At 69.6% G+C, this 14,503-nt stretch carries 15 protein-coding genes; 4 read left to right on the top strand and 11 right to left on the bottom strand.

Going from position 1 to position 14,503, the window contains the following annotated elements; genetic code table 11:
• Positions 1–34 precede the first annotated feature (34 nt).
• Positions 35–766 carry a DedA family protein gene (locus tag CF8_RS16640; protein ID WP_010834262.1) on the bottom strand — a complete coding sequence of 244 codons (732 nt, stop codon included), beginning with the start codon at positions 764–766 and terminating at the stop codon, positions 35–37.
• A gap of 76 nt (positions 767–842) precedes the next feature.
• Here CF8_RS16640 and CF8_RS16635 point away from each other — a divergent pair, with 76 nt between their 5' ends.
• A complete protein-coding gene (locus tag CF8_RS16635; protein WP_036491295.1) occupies positions 843–1,481 on the top strand; it encodes a TrmH family RNA methyltransferase in 639 nt (212 codons plus the stop codon).
• 141 nt (positions 1,482–1,622) lie between these two features.
• On the opposite strand, the gene CF8_RS16630 is transcribed toward CF8_RS16635, so the two are convergent.
• The 4 genes from CF8_RS16630 to CF8_RS16615 all read right to left on the bottom strand — a co-directional run bounded on the left by CF8_RS16630 (position 1,623) and on the right by CF8_RS16615 (position 4,398).
• Entirely contained in the window at positions 1,623–2,003 is a 381-nt protein-coding gene (locus CF8_RS16630; RefSeq protein ID WP_010834260.1) for a hypothetical protein, read from the bottom strand.
• A 107-nt stretch (positions 2,004–2,110) separates the two neighbouring features.
• A complete protein-coding gene (locus CF8_RS16625) occupies positions 2,111–2,608 on the bottom strand; it encodes a SigE family RNA polymerase sigma factor (RefSeq protein ID WP_010834259.1) in 498 nt (165 codons plus the stop codon).
• Positions 2,605–3,771 carry a hypothetical protein gene (locus CF8_RS16620; protein WP_010834258.1) on the bottom strand — a complete coding sequence of 389 codons (1,167 nt, stop codon included), beginning with the start codon at positions 3,769–3,771 and terminating at the stop codon, positions 2,605–2,607. The genes CF8_RS16625 and CF8_RS16620 overlap by 4 nt, the downstream gene beginning before the upstream one ends.
• 57 nt (positions 3,772–3,828) lie before the next feature.
• Complete coding sequence (locus CF8_RS16615) at positions 3,829–4,398, bottom strand: sigma factor-like helix-turn-helix DNA-binding protein (protein ID WP_010834257.1); 570 nt, start codon at positions 4,396–4,398, stop codon at positions 3,829–3,831.
• Positions 4,399–4,602: 204 nt separating this feature from the next.
• On the opposite strand from CF8_RS16615, the gene fbaA reads away from it, so the two are divergent.
• Positions 4,603–5,637, top strand: coding sequence for a class II fructose-bisphosphate aldolase (fbaA, locus tag CF8_RS16610; protein WP_010834256.1), 1,035 nt, complete (start codon positions 4,603–4,605; stop codon positions 5,635–5,637).
• Positions 5,638–5,713: 76 nt separating this feature from the next.
• Here fbaA and mctP read toward each other — a convergent pair whose 3' ends face one another.
• The 5 genes from mctP to lysS form a co-directional block, all read right to left on the bottom strand.
• The gene (mctP, locus tag CF8_RS16605; protein WP_010834255.1) at positions 5,714–7,441 is read right to left on the bottom strand and encodes a monocarboxylate uptake permease MctP; all 1,728 of its coding nucleotides are present in this window, start codon (positions 7,439–7,441) and stop codon (positions 5,714–5,716) included.
• Positions 7,438–7,713, bottom strand: a complete 276-nt coding sequence (locus CF8_RS16600; RefSeq protein WP_198016869.1) for a DUF3311 domain-containing protein — start codon at positions 7,711–7,713, stop codon at positions 7,438–7,440. The genes mctP and CF8_RS16600 overlap by 4 nt, the downstream gene beginning before the upstream one ends.
• Positions 7,714–7,774: 61 nt before the next feature.
• On the bottom strand, positions 7,775–8,185 hold the full coding sequence (locus CF8_RS16595) for a DUF3151 domain-containing protein (protein WP_010834254.1): 411 nt from the start codon (positions 8,183–8,185) through the stop codon (positions 7,775–7,777).
• A 50-nt stretch (positions 8,186–8,235) separates the two neighbouring features.
• The gene (locus CF8_RS16590; RefSeq protein ID WP_010834253.1) at positions 8,236–9,270 is read right to left on the bottom strand and encodes a hypothetical protein; all 1,035 of its coding nucleotides are present in this window, start codon (positions 9,268–9,270) and stop codon (positions 8,236–8,238) included.
• Positions 9,271–9,511: 241 nt separating this feature from the next.
• The gene (gene lysS, locus CF8_RS16585) at positions 9,512–11,218 is read right to left on the bottom strand and encodes a lysine--tRNA ligase (RefSeq protein WP_010834252.1); all 1,707 of its coding nucleotides are present in this window, start codon (positions 11,216–11,218) and stop codon (positions 9,512–9,514) included.
• A 261-nt stretch (positions 11,219–11,479) separates the two neighbouring features.
• Here lysS and CF8_RS16580 point away from each other — a divergent pair, with 261 nt between their 5' ends.
• Positions 11,480–12,472 carry an HTH domain-containing protein gene (locus CF8_RS16580; RefSeq protein WP_010834251.1) on the top strand — a complete coding sequence of 331 codons (993 nt, stop codon included), beginning with the start codon at positions 11,480–11,482 and terminating at the stop codon, positions 12,470–12,472.
• Position 12,473: 1 nt separating this feature from the next.
• Here the strand turns inward: CF8_RS16580 and CF8_RS16575 are convergent, their stop codons facing one another.
• Positions 12,474–13,391, bottom strand: coding sequence for a diacylglycerol/lipid kinase family protein (locus CF8_RS16575; RefSeq protein ID WP_010834250.1), 918 nt, complete (start codon positions 13,389–13,391; stop codon positions 12,474–12,476).
• 172 nt (positions 13,392–13,563) lie between these two features.
• Between CF8_RS16575 and CF8_RS16570 the strand changes: the two genes are divergently transcribed.
• A partial coding sequence (locus tag CF8_RS16570; RefSeq protein ID WP_036491292.1) for an adenylosuccinate synthase occupies positions 13,564–14,503 on the top strand: 940 nt, incomplete at its 3' end.

Genomic DNA, 14,503 nt, shown 5'->3' with positions numbered 1-14,503 from the left:
GTTGAGCAGCGAGCGTGTCGAGACCGAGGCGCGCTCAGACGTCCCGGCCGGCGATGTCGCGGTCGGGCACGCCGTCGCCGTCCCGGTCGTCGGCCTCGGGGGCGTTGGTGCGCTTGTGCCGCCACCACTCCCAGGCGATCGGGATCAGCGAGAAGGCCAGGATCAGGATGATCAGCTTGTCGATCTGCTCGCCCAGGCCCGGGAACGCCGAGCCGAGGAAGAAGCCGAGCAGGGTGATCGACAGGACCCAGCCGACCGCGCCGACCAGGCTCCACAGGAAGAAGCGGCCGCGGTCCATGCGGGTCACGCCGGCGACGACCGTGATGTAGGTGCGGACGAACGGCACGAAGCGGCCGATGACGAGCGCCTTGTTGCCGTGCTTGTCGAAGAACGCGGTCGTCTGGTCGAAGTACTTGCGCTTGAGGATGCGGCCGTCGCGCTCGTAGAGCGGCGGGCCGATCTTGCGCCCGATCTCGTAACCCGCGACGTTGCCGCCGATCCCGGCGAGGGTGAACAGCGTCAGCGCGACCACCAGCTCGAGCCACTCCGGGCCGGGGAAGACGTCGATGCGCTCGGTCGCGATGAACAGCCCCATCGCGAAGAGCAACGTGTCACCGGGCAGGAACGGGAAGAACAGCCCGCACTCGACGAAGATGATCGCGAGGCTGAGCCAGAACAGCGCCCCGCCGAACTCCCGCAGCAGCCAGTTGGGATCCATCCAGTCCATGCCGAGCAGGAGCGGCTGGAGGTCCAGGAGCAAGTTCACGTCGGTCAGCCTAACTGGGGAATCCCCATAGGGTTGGGTCGTGGAAGAAGAGCAGGAGCGGGCGCCGTACGACCCGATGCCGCACGGCCCGCCCGAGGTCGGGCTCGGCCCGTGGGAGGGGCCGTGGCCCGACGGGGACCGCTACGACCCCGACCTCCTGCGCGACGGTGATCGGCGCAACGTCGTCGACCGCTACCGCTACTGGTCGATGGCCGCGATCGTCGCCGACCTCGACACCCGCCGGCACTCGTTCCACGTCGCGATCGAGAACTGGCAGCACGACTTCAACATCGGCACCATCGTGCGTACGGCGAACGCGTTCCTCGCAGCGGAGATCCACATCGTCGGCAACCGCCGCTGGAACCGTCGCGGCGCGATGGTCACCGACCGCTACCAGCACGTGCGACACCATGCGACCGCCGAGGACCTGGCTGCGTACCTGCACTCGATCGGTGTCCGACTGCTCGGCATCGACAACCTCCCGGGCAGCGAGCACCTCGAGACGATGACGCTGCCGCGCGACGTCTGCTTCCTCTTCGGCCAGGAGGGCCCCGGGCTCTCGGAGCTCGCGCGCGAGGTGTGCGACGGGACGTTCTCGATCGCGCAGTTCGGCTCGACGCGGTCGATCAATGCCTCGTCCGCGGCCGCGATCGCCATGCATTCGTGGATCCGGTCGTACGCCGACCTGTCGGCCGACGACGCCTGGCGGGGCTGACCCCGGCTGGTTGAGCAGCGAGCGTGTCGGCCGCTGGGTGAGCAGCGAGCGCCAGCGAGCGTGTCGGCCGCTGGTTGAGCAGCGAGCGTGTCGACCGCTGGTTGAGCAGCGAGCGCCAGCGAGCGTGTCGAAACCAAGGCCCTACGAGTAGAGGTCGGACTTCAGGATCGCCACGGCCCACAGCGCGCCGCCCACGATGGCGAGGATCCCGGTGATGGCGCCTGCCTTGCCGGTGGCCGAGGCGAGGGTGTGGATCGACCGGGCCGCGCTGAGACCGACCGCGACCGCGACGATGCCCAGGACGATCGCGGGGACGGCGGCCAATGCGTGGACCAGGTTGGCTCCGGACGGGTTTCCCTGGTTGACGATGTCGATCGTCCAGTACTGGAACGCGTTGGCCAGGATGCCGCCACCCATGAGGGCGGTCAGGCCGAGCGCAGAGGCGACGATGCCCCTCGTCAGGGCCTGGTCCTCGTGGTCCTCGCGCTGCGCGCCCTGCGTCAGTGTCTCGTCGATGCTCATGGTTCCCCCGTGATCCGTCCGGCTGCCTGCCGGAATGTGCGCCGAGGTTAGTGCACCGCCAACGGTGCTGGATCGTCCCCCGCCTGGTGCCGGAGATCCAGCACTGTTCAGTGGGTGATCGGCTCCGCGAGCGCCCGCTGCAACGTCGCCAGCCCACGCGAGGAGTGGCTCTTCACCGTGCCCTCGGCGATGTCGAGCTCACGCGCGGTCTCACGCACGTCGAGGCCGAGCCAGTGCCGCAGCACGACGACCTTGCGCTGCATCGGCGGCAGTTCCTGCAGCGCCTCGAACAGCGCGCTGCGCTCCTCGACCGGCAGCGGCTCGCGTGCGCTGCGGTCGTGGCCGTCCAGTCCCGGGGTCTCGCGCCGGTGCGGTCGCCGGGTCTCGTCGATGTGCGAGCGCAGGATGATCTGGCGGACGTAGGCGTCCTCGGCGCCCTCGCGGCGCAGCCGGGGCCACGCGACGTAGAGCTTCGTCAGCGCGACCTGCAGCAGGTCGTCGGCCTGGTGCCAATCGCCACAGATCGCGTAGGCGATGCGGCGCAGGTGCGACTGGCGCGCGGCGACGTACGCCGTGAACGCCTCGTCGCGGCGGGCGGCCCTCATCGCAGGCCCTCCCCGTCGCCGCGGGAACGGGCGAACTCGATGAACTCCTCGACGTTGGAGGCGCCGTCGGCCTTGTCAGCAGCGAAACTGACGACGGTGTCCTCGCCGCGAGGGAAGCGGACGACGAGCGCGAACCAGGTCTCGCCATCCCACGTGAGCATCGCGGCGGCCGACGCGGTTGCGACGCCCCCGGTGTAGGCCTCCAGATCGGGGTCGGACTGCTGTTCGATGATCTCGACTCCCGGCAGTGCGGGCGTGAGGACACCCTCGTCATCGATGCTGACGAGCCTGAGCCCGGGTTCGCCCTGCTGGAGTGCGACTTGGTCGGCCAGCCACTCGTCGAAGGTGGCCCAGCCGGAGTCGGCCTCCTTCACGAAGGTGCCGCCACCCCCCGTGGGACTCGAGTCCAAGCTCAACCAGATGGTCTCGCCCTCGAACTCCACGACGAGGCCGACCGACGTCTCGGGAGGGGTGAGGCTGTGGGGGTTGTCGACGCGCCGCACGATCGTCGCCCCCGGGCGCAGCTCGATGACGCCGTCGAGGCCGTAGTTGACCACGCGGCCGTAGGGGTACTTGTCCGCGATCGGGTCGGGCTCCGGGGAGAACATCCCCCCGCCCGAGGTCGAGGAGGCGACGAACGCATCGAACGAGTCGTTCAGCTCGCCGGCGTGCTCGGAGGAGCTCGCGGAGCCGCCCTTGTCCCACTCCAGCGCCAGCCACCACCGCGTGCCCTCGAAGCTGATGTCGAGGGCGACCGACTCGGTGTCCTTGCCGGGGTAGAGATCGTCGCGACGTTGGTGCACGACCGCGCCCTCGCGGATCTCGAGTCCCTTGCCGGGCGTCACGCGCGCCGGCCCGTCACCCGCAGGCCACGGCACGGCACGCGCGGACACCGGTGTCTTGGGTCCCTTGGTCGTGGGCTTCGAGGTCGCCGAGGTGGGGCTGTTGGCGACGTGGGAGCTCCGGACGTCGTGGTCACCGGGAGCGACCGCCCAGCCGATGCCGCCGACGACGATCACCGTGGCGAGGGCGGCCGCGCCCATCGCCGTACGGCGCCTGCGGAGCGCTGCACGCGCCGGGACGAGATAGTCCGTGGGCGCGCGGTCGACCCCTCGGCCGAACGAGGAGTCGAGCTCCTCACGCCAGTCGATCTGTGTGTTCATGTCGGTTCCCTCCGTGTGGCCGTCACCAGCAATACGGAAGGGGCGCGCGATCGGTTGTCAGGCCGACTCGGGAAGCAGGAAGTTGAGCGCGGAGCGGCCACGGGCTGCGTGGTGGAGCACCTGGTCGACGCTGATCCCGATCGCGTCGGCGACCTCGGCCACCGGCAGGTCGAGCCAGTCGTGCAGCACGAGCGCCTTGCGCTGGATCGCGGTCAGCGACTGGAGCCCGTCGAAGAGCAACGACTCGTCCTCGATCGGGTAGTCGTCGGCGTGGGCGTTGCAGCTGCGCGGCGTGGGGGAGTCGGTGACGCAGGCGCGGGCGAGGCTGCGGTGGACGAACGCGTCGGCGGCCTCGCTCCCGGCGATCCGGTGCCAGGAGTCGAAGAGCCGCCCGAGCGTCTGCAGCACGAGGGCCTCGGCCTGGGTCCAGTCGCAGCAGATGGCGTGCGCGAGGCGGCGGACGTGCGGGCCACGCTCGGCGACGTAGTCGGTGAACGACGGACCGGACGGGCGGGGGTGCCGGCGCCACCGGGAGATCGGGTGGTCAGCGGACCACGCGGCCGGTGGCTGATCGATGCCGTCGAGCGATGCGTCGATCTCGTGCACCCAGTCGATGCTGGTCGTCATCCCTACCCCCTTCGCGCCCATCGGGCGGTCCTACGGGAGTTGACGCTGTGACCGACCATTTGGTTGCGCGAAAGTCCGACCGGGTGTGATCTGGTCAAGACCACCGCGTCGCGGACTCGTCCTGCCTACGGTCTCGGATTCGCCGACCGGCTGGTAGCCATTAGGGTCGGGGCGACAAATTGAACGCATTCCGAGGAGCTCTCCATGCCCATCGCCACCCCCGAGGTCTACGCGCAGATGCTGGACGCCGCGCAGGAGAAGTCCTTCGCCTACCCGGCCATCAACGTCTCGTCGTCCCAGACGCTCAACGCGGCCCTGCAGGGCTTCGCTGACGCCGGCTCCGACGGCATCATCCAGGTCTCGACGGGCGGCGCTGAATACCTCTCCGGCCCCTCGATCAAGAACATGGTCAGCGGTTCGGTCGCCTTCGCCGCCTATGCCGCCGAGGTCGCGAAGAACTACCCCGTCAACATCGCGCTGCACACCGACCACTGCCCCAAGGACAAGCTCGACGGCTTCGTCCGCCCGCTGATCGAGATCTCGGCCGAGCGCGTGGCCCGCGGCGAGAACCCGCTCTTCCAGTCCCACATGTGGGACGGCTCGGCCGTGCCGCTCGAGGAGAACCTCCTCATCGCGCAGGAGCTGCTCGAGAAGTGCGCCGCCGCCAAGATCATCCTCGAGGTCGAGATCGGCGTCGTCGGTGGCGAGGAGGACGGTGTCGTCGCAGAGATCAACGAGCAGCTCTACACGACCCCCGAGGACGCCCTCGCGACCGTGCGCGCGCTCGGTGCCGGCGAGAAGGGTCGCTACATGACGGCCCTCACCTTCGGCAACGTGCACGGCGTCTACAAGCCCGGCAACGTCAAGCTGCGCCCGGAGATCCTGCGCGACGCCCAGGCCGCCGTCGCCGCCGAGCTCGGCCTCGCGGCCGGCGCCAAGCCCTTCGACCTGGTCTTCCACGGCGGCTCCGGCTCGACCGCTGAGGAGATCGGCGCGGCCGTCGACTTCGGGGTCATCAAGATGAACGTCGACACCGACACGCAGTACGCCTTCAGCCGCCCGGTCGCCGCCCACATGTTCAACAACTACGACGGCGTCCTCAAGGTCGACGGCGAGGTCGGCAACAAGAAGGTCTACGACCCCCGCGCCTGGGGCAAGGCCGCCGAGGCCGGCATGGCCGCTCGCATCGTCGAGGCCTGCCAGAACCTCCGCTCCGCCGGTACGTCGCTGGGCGCCTGACCCACGTCAGCAGACGACAGCGCCCGCCTCCCCGAGAGGAGGCGGGCGCTGTGTCATGTCCCAGCCGTCACCGACCTCAGCGCGCGCCCGCGTTTCCGGGGATGTCGTCGGGATCGCCGTACGGCGCCGTGTGGGCCCGGTGCTCGCTGAGGTCCTTGATCACTCGCGGGTCGTCGGCGTCGGCGAAGTAGTCGAACGGGATCGTCTCATCCCTGCCGTTGGAGACCTTGGCCGCGTTCAGGACGGCTGTCACCACGATGGTCACGACCAGGTTGAGCACGAACGCGGTCATCGCGATGTAGCCCATCTGCTCGATCCCCGGGATCAGCGCGAGGGAACCACCGAAGTGCTTGCCCGTCGCAGGGTTGATGACCTGGTAGGCCTCCACCGTGCCGTAGGTGATGCCGACCGCCCACCCTGCGAGCAGCCCCCAGCGGTGGAACCAGCGGGTGAAGAGGCTGAACACGATCGAGGGGAAGGTCTGCAGGATCCAGATGCCGCCGAGGAGCTGGAAGTTGATCGCGTTCTGCTTGTCCAGGGTCAGCACGAAGACCAGCGCGAACGCCTTCACGACCAGCGACATCAGCTTGGAGACCTTGGCCTCCTGGGCAGGGGTGGCGTCCTTGTTGAGCCACTCCTTGTAGATGTTGCGGCTGAACGTGTTGGCCGCGGCGATGGACATGATCGCTGCCGGCACGAGGGCGCCGATCGCGATCGCGGCCCAGGCGACGCCCGCGAACCAGGCCGGGAACATGTCCTCGAACAGCTGGGGGATGACCAGCTGCGCGTTGGCCTTGCCGTCGAGCCCGATCGGTGTGGTGCCGGCCGCGATGGCGACCCAGCCGAGGAGCGCGAGCATGCCGAGCACGAAGGAGTAGGCCGGCAGGATCGCGGCGTTGCGGCGGATCGTGTTGCGCGAGTTTGACGACAGCGACGCCGTGATCGAGTGCGGATACATGAACAGCGCCAGCGCCGAGCCGAGAGCGAGCGTGGCGTAGGCCCAGCCGGCACCGACACCGGGGATGAAGGAGGACGTGGGCTTGCCACCGGCCTCGATGGCTGCCGCGTTGTTGGCCTCCATCTTGTCCTGCGCGGCGCCGAAGATGTTGTCCCAGCCGCCGACCTGGCCGGGCAGGTAGATCACCGCGACGATGATGACGAGGTAGATCAGGATGTCCTTGACGAAGGCGATGACCGCCGGTGCCCGCAGGCCGCTGGAGTAGGTGAAGGCCGCCAGCAGGGCGAACGCGATGAACAGCGGCAGGTCCTTGGCGATGATGTTGTCGCCACCGCCGAGACCCGCGACCTCGAGCACCGCCTGGATGCCGACGAGCTGCAGGGCGATGTAGGGCATGGTCGCGACGAAGCCGGTGACGGCGACCGCCAGCGACAGGGACCGCGCGTCGTAGCGTCCCCGCACGAAGTCCGCGGGAGTGACGTAGCCGTGGCGGTGGCTCACCGACCAGAGGCGGGCCATGAAGATGAAGATGATCGGGTAGAGCACGATCGTGTAGGGCACTGCGAAGAAGCCGGCCACGGCTCCGGTGGCGAACATCGCCGCCGGCACCGCCACGAAGGTGTAGGCGGTGTAGAGGTCTCCGCCGAGCAGGAACCAGGTGATCCAGGTGCCGAACTTGCGCCCGCCCAGGCCCCACTCGTCGAGCGACTCGAGCCCGTCCCCGCGCTTGAAGCGCGAGGCCATGAAGCCGGCGACGGTGACGATCGCGAAGAGCACGATGAGTACGGCGAGGGCGACGCCGTTGATCCCGGTGTCGGCCGCCATCGGCAGCACGGAGGCGCTCATCGCTTGCCGCCCTTGTTCTTCCGCGCGGCGAGGGTGAGGCGGTAGGCGCCGTACGTCATCGCGGAGCAGAGGAAGACCCAGAGGAACTGGTACCAGAAGAAGAACGGGAAGCCGAAGAGCTCCGGCTCCGTCCGCGCATAGGTCGGGACCGCCATCAGCGCGATGATCGGGATGACGAGCAGCACGCCTGCCGCGATCATCATCGCCCGGTTGGTCGGAGGGGGCCCGTCCTCAGGGCGCGGGCGGGCGGGGGGTTCGTTGCCGAGAGTCATCCCGGCACGCTACCGCGGGTGTGTGACCTGGGTCACCCACCCGCGGGGTGGTGCTGCGGGGTCAGAGCAGCTGGTCGGCAGCCGTCGGGCTGGAGTCGCGCAGGAAGTCCGAGCAGCGCTCCCACTCGGCGGTCTCGCCGATCGCGCGGGCGCTCATCGCCAGCAGGGCCAGGCAGGTCAGGAAGCCGCGGTTGGGGGCGTGCTCCCACGGCACGGGGCCGTGGCCCTTCCAGCCGTTGCGGCGCAGCATGTCCAGCGAACGGTGGTAGCCGACGCGGGAATAGGCGTAGACGGTCACGTCATCGGCGCCGTCAGCCTTCGCGAGCTCCGCGAGGGCGGCCCACGCGGCGGGGGAGGCCGGGTTGCGGCGTACGACGTCGGCAGCCGCTGCGCCGTCGGCGAGCTCGACTGCCGCCGGGTCCTCGGGAAGGTGGGTGGGCGGGGGGCCTGCGAGGAGATCGACGTGGTTCATGTTCCTACCCTCTCACCCCGTGGTGGGAACTTGAGCGGCCATGTGGACGCTCAAGATGCGACGTCCAGTGCGGCAGGCGTCCACAACGCTTGGTCAGTGCGTCGAGGATGCTGGTCGGCGAACAGCCGTAGACGCACCGGGAGAGCTGGTCCGAACCGCTCGCGCGTGACGGCCTCCTCTGCCAACAGGCGGGCCTTTGCGCGCTCGCGACGGACGCCGAAGAAGTCGGCCCACGTGAGTCGTGACATCCCCAGGCCCTCAGCGCAGATCAACGTCTGACGAGTCTTTTCCTGCCACATCACCTCGTCTGCCGAACGAGTGGCGACGCCACCATCCTCCACGCTTCGTAGCTTGAGCCGGCTGTCGATCTCGATCATGTGGCAGCCGACTGCGATGTCACACCAGACGACGCGGCCGTCTGCCAGCCTCACAGCGAACTGCGTCTCCACCTGGCCGAGCCCAGCCTCGAGGACCAACTCGCGCCCCAGTGTCTCTGCGACGCTCTCGGCGCCGGACGTGGACGCCTTGACCGCTGCCCGCGCCCTCGCGATGAAGGGGTGATGTTCCATGCGGTCGAGCTCCGCCTCGAGATCGTTGAGAGGTACGCCGAGGGTGCGGACGGCGTCGGTGGACACCAGGCCGTGGCGGAATCCGTGAAGCCGACCGATATCGATTGCCGTGCGGGCGTAGGACGTCGCCGGCACGCCGCCTCGTACCTCCACGCACACTGGCAACATGTCGCGGTGTCGCGTGATCCCTGCGCTTCGCCTGGCGCCGGTCTTCCCGACGCTGGTGACATGGCTGCCGGGGCTCTCGACCTCGAGCGTGCTGATGCCCAGAAGTCGCGCTGCGGAATCGTGACTCAGAATGCACGGAGCTTGAGACACGAGCAGAGCTGCTCGGTCCTTCAACCGCCAGCGCCCGACCGAGTCGAGCGCGGCGACGAGGCTCCGCTCGGCGTACACACCGTGACTCACGACGAAGAACTCGCCGCCCGGCCTGGTCAAGGACTTCAATTCTCGTTCGGTGTACCCGGCCGCAAGCGCCTGTGCTCGAGTGAACAGGCCCTCCTGTCCTGCCGCCAAGGGCGAAAGTGTTGGTCGCATGGCGGCACGCTGCTGGTGCCACCACCACAATCGCCAGCGCGAGACCCGCAGACCTGTGGATGCGTGGCCGTCGCTGCGGGCTGTGGATGGCTAGTGGCCCAGGAGGCGGCTGTTGCAATGAGCGGCTCGAGATGGGGATTGGCCGGTTAGCGTGCCGAATGGCGTCGCTTGAGCGGCCATATGGACGCTCAAGCCGGCGGCCACGAGACCGTCGAGCACCTCACCCAGAGGAGGGCCCACCAAGCAGCTGACGCACCGTCTCAGCGCCGAGGGCCACGATCAGGGTCGGGAGCCGAGGGCCGCGGTCGGCGTCGACGAGCAGGTTGTAGAGCAGCTTGAAGAAGTCCTTCTGGTCCGCCTTGACCTGGTCGGTCGGGGCGTCGTCGAAGCCGAGGCCGCGCGCGACCTTCGGTACGCCGTAGACGACCGAGGTCGCCGCATCGAGCTCGAGATCGGGCGAGTCGGGCAGCCGGTCCAGGAAGATCCGCAGCCACAGCTCCTCGTCCTCGGTGAGTGCTGCGAGGCGAGCAGTGTCGGGAGTGGCCCGCACGGTCGTCCGGTCGGATTCCGGCAGGGATGCCGTCCACGCCATGGCGCGACCCAGCCGCGGCTCGAGGTCCGCGACGGTGTCGTGCGGGAAGCCGACGTGCTCGACGACCTGGCTGATCAGGTCGGCCGACCCGGCGGTGACGTCGGCGATCGACGAGAGCGTCCTGAACGGGACAGCCACCAAAGGCACCGCCAGGGGCCCGTCCTCGACGGTGGCGGACGCCCGCTCGAAGGCGAGCACCGCGACGTCACGCTTCGCGGGGTCGGCGGCCTTGCGGCCCAGCGCGTCCCACTCGTCGTACAGGCGAACGACCTCGGGACCGAAGTCGATGGTGAACGCCTGCTTGGGCGCGCGGCGGGTGTAGAGCCAGCGCACCATCGGCGCCTCGAGGATCGCCAAGGCGTCGGCCGGGGTGGGCACGCCGCCGCTCGACGAGGACATCTTCTGCATGCCGGCGATGCCGACGAAGGCGTAGGTGACGCGCGCCGGTGCCTGCCAGTCGAAGATAGAGGAGACCAGCTCCTGGCCGACGGTGTAGCTCGAGCCGGGGGTCATGTGGTCGAGGCCGGCGGGCTCGAAGTTGACCTTCTCCCAGGCCCAGCGCATCGGCCAGTCGACCTTCCAGACCAGCTTGCCGCCGTCTTCGGTCGCGACGTTGGTCGTGCCGACGAACCCGCAGACGCGACAGGTGTAGTCGAGGTCGGTGCTCTCGTCGTCGTACGCCGTCACGTCCGTGGTGTCGCGCCCGCACGAGGCGCACCACGGCTTGTAGGGGAAGCGGGACAGGTCGCCCGTTCCCTCGAAGTCCTCGTTGGCGACCGAGTCGGCCAGGGACGCCTCTTCTTCCTCGGTCTCGGCGGCCGGGGCGGCCTTCGTGCGGTAGCGCCCGAGGACCTCGTCGATCCGGTCGCGGTGCTTGATCGCGTGCAGGATCTGCTCGCGGTAGGTGCCGACCTGGTACATCTGCGTCTGGTCGATCTCGTCCATCCGGACGCCCAGCTCGGCCAGGGACGCGCGCAGCGGCTCCTTGAAGTGCTCGGCCCACGAGGTGTGGCATTCCCACGGGTCCGGTACGGCGCTGAGCGGGCGACCGATGTGATCGGCCCACTCGGCGGGGACCCCGGCGGGGACCTTGCGGAAGCGGTCGTAGTCGTCCCACGAGTGCAGGTGGCGCACCGCGACGCCGCGACGACGCAGCTCCTCGGCGACGAAGTGGGGGGTGAGGAACTCACGCAGGTTGCCGAGGTGGATGGGACCCGACGGGCTGGCACCTGAAGCGACCGTCACGAGGTTGCCCTCGCCGGCGTGCCGGACGGCGTCGTCCGCCGCGCGCGTCACCCAGTCGATGGGTTCGCCGGACTGTCCGCCTCGTGCCATGGGTCGTGGTGCTCCGATCGGGAGAGAAGATCTCGAGCGCAGCGCCGATGGCCGCACTCCGGCGGCAAGGCTATCGGGCACATGACTAGGGCATCGGAGCCGTCCCCTGCGGCGACTCCGATGCCCTGCGCGTCGACGGCCTCTCGGCCGGTCCAGTGACACACCCCCGCGATACACCGGACAACAACGCGTGTTCACATTCTCGGGGTGGCCAGCGCCTGCCACGTGGCTCGCAGATGCCGGTGGCACTAACCTGCCATCATGCCCGCTGACGTTCCCTCCTCCGTGCTCACCTCGCTCGGGCTCACGCGTGAGTCGGAGCGGGTCTACTACCAGGTCGCGCCGGCCGCAGGGCACACGCTCGCGGAGCTGACGGGCCTGCTGAACATCGCGCACGAGGAGCTGATCCGCGACCTCGCCCCGCTGCTGGACCTCGGCCTGGTCAAGTTCGACCGGGAGAAGCTGGCGGTGCCGCCACTGGCCCTGGTCGTCGCCGACCTCGTGCGGGGCGAGGCGAGCCGCGCGAGCAACGTCGCCCACCGGCTGGACGCGCTGGCCTGGGCCGTCCCCCACCTCGTCGCCGGCGCCACGCGGCCCGACGAGTCCGACGTCTCGGAGGTCCGGCCGCTCGAGGGCGAGCTGAGCTCCGGCGGCAACCCGCTGGCGCTGATCGGGCAGATGCTGCGCACCAGCAGCGGCGACATGCTCTGGCTGCGCCCCGATGCCTGGGCGATGCCGCGCGAGTCCGCGGTCAGCCGCGTGCTCGCCGAGGCGATGGCCAGCGGGCGCAAGTCCCGGGCGATCTATCCGCTGCGCGCGCTCACCGAGGCGCCCGAGGCGCTGCAGACCCGGGCCCGGCTCGGCGAGCAGATCCGGGTGATCTCCGAGCTGCCCACCCGGATGTTCATCCTCGGCGACTCCCACGCCGTGCTGCCCGAGCCGCTCGGCTTCGCCGACGAGCCCCGGGTGCACATCCGCCAGCGATCGGTCGTCCAGGCGCTGACCTACTGGTTCGAGGCCCTGTGGTCGACGGCGACGCCGGTCCCGGCGTTCGACACCGGCGAGGCCCGACCGGACCTGCGCCGCTTCCTGCTCGAGCAGCTCGTGGCGGGCGCCCAGGACGAGGCCATCGCCCGCAAGCTCGGGATCAGCCTGCGCACGGTCCGCCGGCGCATCGCTGCGCTGATGATCGAGCTCGGGGTCGACACGCGGTTCCAGGCGGGCGTCGAGGCCGTACGCCGCGGCTGGATCTGAGTTAGGCGCGCGGCAGCACCATGTCGTACGCCGCCGGCTCGAGCCGCCAGGTCCGCGACCGCTCGGGGCCGTAGATCTCCCCGTCGGCCGAGACCCAGAACTCCTCGCCGCGCACGGAGACCTCGCGACCGCGGAGGTAGAGCACGTCGTCGCGCTCGTGGTGCTCGCCCTTGCGGAGGTGGGCGGCGTAGCCGATCTTGGCGGCGGGGGAGACGGCGCGCGCGATCATCACGTCGAGCTTGCCGCTCTCGGGGTCGGCGTCAGGGGTGATCTCGGTGCCGCCGCCGACGTTGGCGCCGTTGCCGACCGCGACCATCAGCACCCGCTGGTCGACGTCGATGGCGACCTTGCCGTCGATCTCCACGCGCAGGCGGTGGCTGGGCGGGTTGACGGCGGCGAGCAGGGCGCCGATCGGGTAGCCGAGCTTGCCCAGGTTGACCCCGCCGACACCGACGCTGCCCAGCCGGCCCTTCCACTTGTGGGCCTTGCGGCTGGCCTGCGCACCCGCGCCGACATGGACGTTGTTGACCACGATCTCGCCGGTCTCGTCGACGATCAGGTCGACCGGTCGGGGCTCGCCGGCCAGCACCAGCCGCGCGGCCTCCTCGATGTCGAGGGGGATGCCGGTGCCGCGGGCGAAGTCGTTGCCGGTGCCGAGCGGCAGGAGGGCCAGCGTCTTGCCGGCGAGCTCGTGGCGCTTGTGCAGCGCAGCGACCACGGCATGGAGGCTGCCGTCACCGCCGGCGACCACGATCCGGCGGGAACCGGCGCGGTGCAGCACGCCGTCGAGCTCGCCCGGATTGCTGGTCGCGGCCACCTCCACGGAGGCGCTTTCACGCAGGATCGCCAGTGCCCGCTCGAGGGTCTCCTGGTCCGAGGTGCCGGCGTCGGAGTTGGTGATGACGAGCAGGGGGTCCATCCGGCGGACAGTAGCCGACGGGCCCCGACCGGTCCGTCGCCGTACCGGATCAGGATCGTCGGACGAGTGGGGCCGATCGGCCCCCGTGCGCTAACGTGTGGTCGCAAGAGCTCCGGTGCACTTGTGCCGGAGCTTCGTTGATTTTCTGCCGTCTCACCTCAGGAGGGCTGCAATGCCCGCGATCGTCGTACTCGGTGCCCAATGGGGCGATGAAGGCAAGGGCAAGGCGACCGACCTGCTCGCCACGACCGACACCATTGACTTCGTCGTCCGCACGAGTGGCGGGCACAACGCCGGCCACACGATCGTGGTCAACGGCGAGAAGTTCGCCACCCATCTCCTGCCGAGCGGCATCCTCACGCCCGGCGCCACCAGCGTCATCGCCAACGGCGTCGTCGTCTCGCCCGACGCCCTCTTCCGCGAGCTGGACAGCCTGATCGAGCGCGGCGTCGACGTCGCGGAGCTCAAGGTCAGCGCCAACGCCCACGTCATCGCGAGCTATCACGCGACGATGGACAAGGTGACCGAGCGCTTCCTCGGCAAGAACCAGATCGGCACCACCGGTCGCGGCATCGGCCCGGCCTATGCCGACAAGATCAACCGCGTCGGCGTCCGCATCGCCGACCTCTTCGACGAGAAGATCCTGCGCGAGAAGGTCGAGGCTGCCCTCGACGTCCGCAACCACCTCCTGACCAAGGTCTACAACCGCCGCGCGATCGAGGTCGACGTCGTCGTCGAGGAGCTCCTCTCCTTCGTCGACCGCCTGCGCCCGATGGTCTGCGACACCTCGCTGCTGCTCAACCGCGCCCTCGACGAGGGCCAGACGGTGCTCTTCGAGGGCGCCCAGGCGACCATGCTCGACGTCGACCACGGCACCTACCCGTTCGTCACGTCCTCCAGCCCGATCGCCGGTGGCGTGTGCACCGGCGCGGGCGTCGGCCCGACCCGCATCGACCGCGTGATCGGCGTGATCAAGGCCTACACCACCCGCGTCGGCTCGGGTCCCTTCCCGACCGAGCTCTTCGACGAGGACGGCATCGAGCTGCAGCGGATCGGTGGCGAGATCGGCGTCTCGACCGGCCGCACCCGCCGCTGCGGCTGGGACGACGCGG

It is taken from the genome of Nocardioides sp. CF8 (assembly GCF_000389985.1).
Classification (GTDB): Bacteria; Actinomycetota; Actinomycetes; order Propionibacteriales; family Nocardioidaceae; genus Nocardioides; species Nocardioides allogilvus.
The sequence above is the reverse complement of the archived record's forward strand: the minus strand, read 5'-3'. Positions and strand labels throughout refer to the sequence as shown.

What these genes read in the sequence shown, in the direction of transcription:
- CF8_RS16635 (WP_036491295.1), top strand. Translation starts at nt 843, where the DNA reads ATGCCGCACGGCCCGCCCGAGGTCGGGCTCGGCCCGTGGGAGGGGCCG.
- CF8_RS16630 (WP_010834260.1), bottom strand. Translation starts at nt 2,003, where the DNA reads ATGAGCATCGACGAGACACTGACGCAGGGCGCGCAGCGCGAGGACCAC.
- CF8_RS16625 (WP_010834259.1), bottom strand. Translation starts at nt 2,608, where the DNA reads ATGAGGGCCGCCCGCCGCGACGAGGCGTTCACGGCGTACGTCGCCGCG.
- CF8_RS16620 (WP_010834258.1), bottom strand. Translation starts at nt 3,771, where the DNA reads ATGAACACACAGATCGACTGGCGTGAGGAGCTCGACTCCTCGTTCGGC.
- CF8_RS16615 (WP_010834257.1), bottom strand. Translation starts at nt 4,398, where the DNA reads ATGACGACCAGCATCGACTGGGTGCACGAGATCGACGCATCGCTCGAC.
- fbaA (WP_010834256.1), top strand. Translation starts at nt 4,603, where the DNA reads ATGCCCATCGCCACCCCCGAGGTCTACGCGCAGATGCTGGACGCCGCG.
- mctP (WP_010834255.1), bottom strand. Translation starts at nt 7,441, where the DNA reads ATGAGCGCCTCCGTGCTGCCGATGGCGGCCGACACCGGGATCAACGGC.
- CF8_RS16600 (WP_198016869.1), bottom strand. Translation starts at nt 7,713, where the DNA reads ATGACTCTCGGCAACGAACCCCCCGCCCGCCCGCGCCCTGAGGACGGG.
- CF8_RS16595 (WP_010834254.1), bottom strand. Translation starts at nt 8,185, where the DNA reads ATGAACCACGTCGATCTCCTCGCAGGCCCCCCGCCCACCCACCTTCCC.
- lysS (WP_010834252.1), bottom strand. Translation starts at nt 11,218, where the DNA reads ATGGCACGAGGCGGACAGTCCGGCGAACCCATCGACTGGGTGACGCGC.
- CF8_RS16580 (WP_010834251.1), top strand. Translation starts at nt 11,480, where the DNA reads ATGCCCGCTGACGTTCCCTCCTCCGTGCTCACCTCGCTCGGGCTCACG.
- CF8_RS16575 (WP_010834250.1), bottom strand. Translation starts at nt 13,391, where the DNA reads ATGGACCCCCTGCTCGTCATCACCAACTCCGACGCCGGCACCTCGGAC.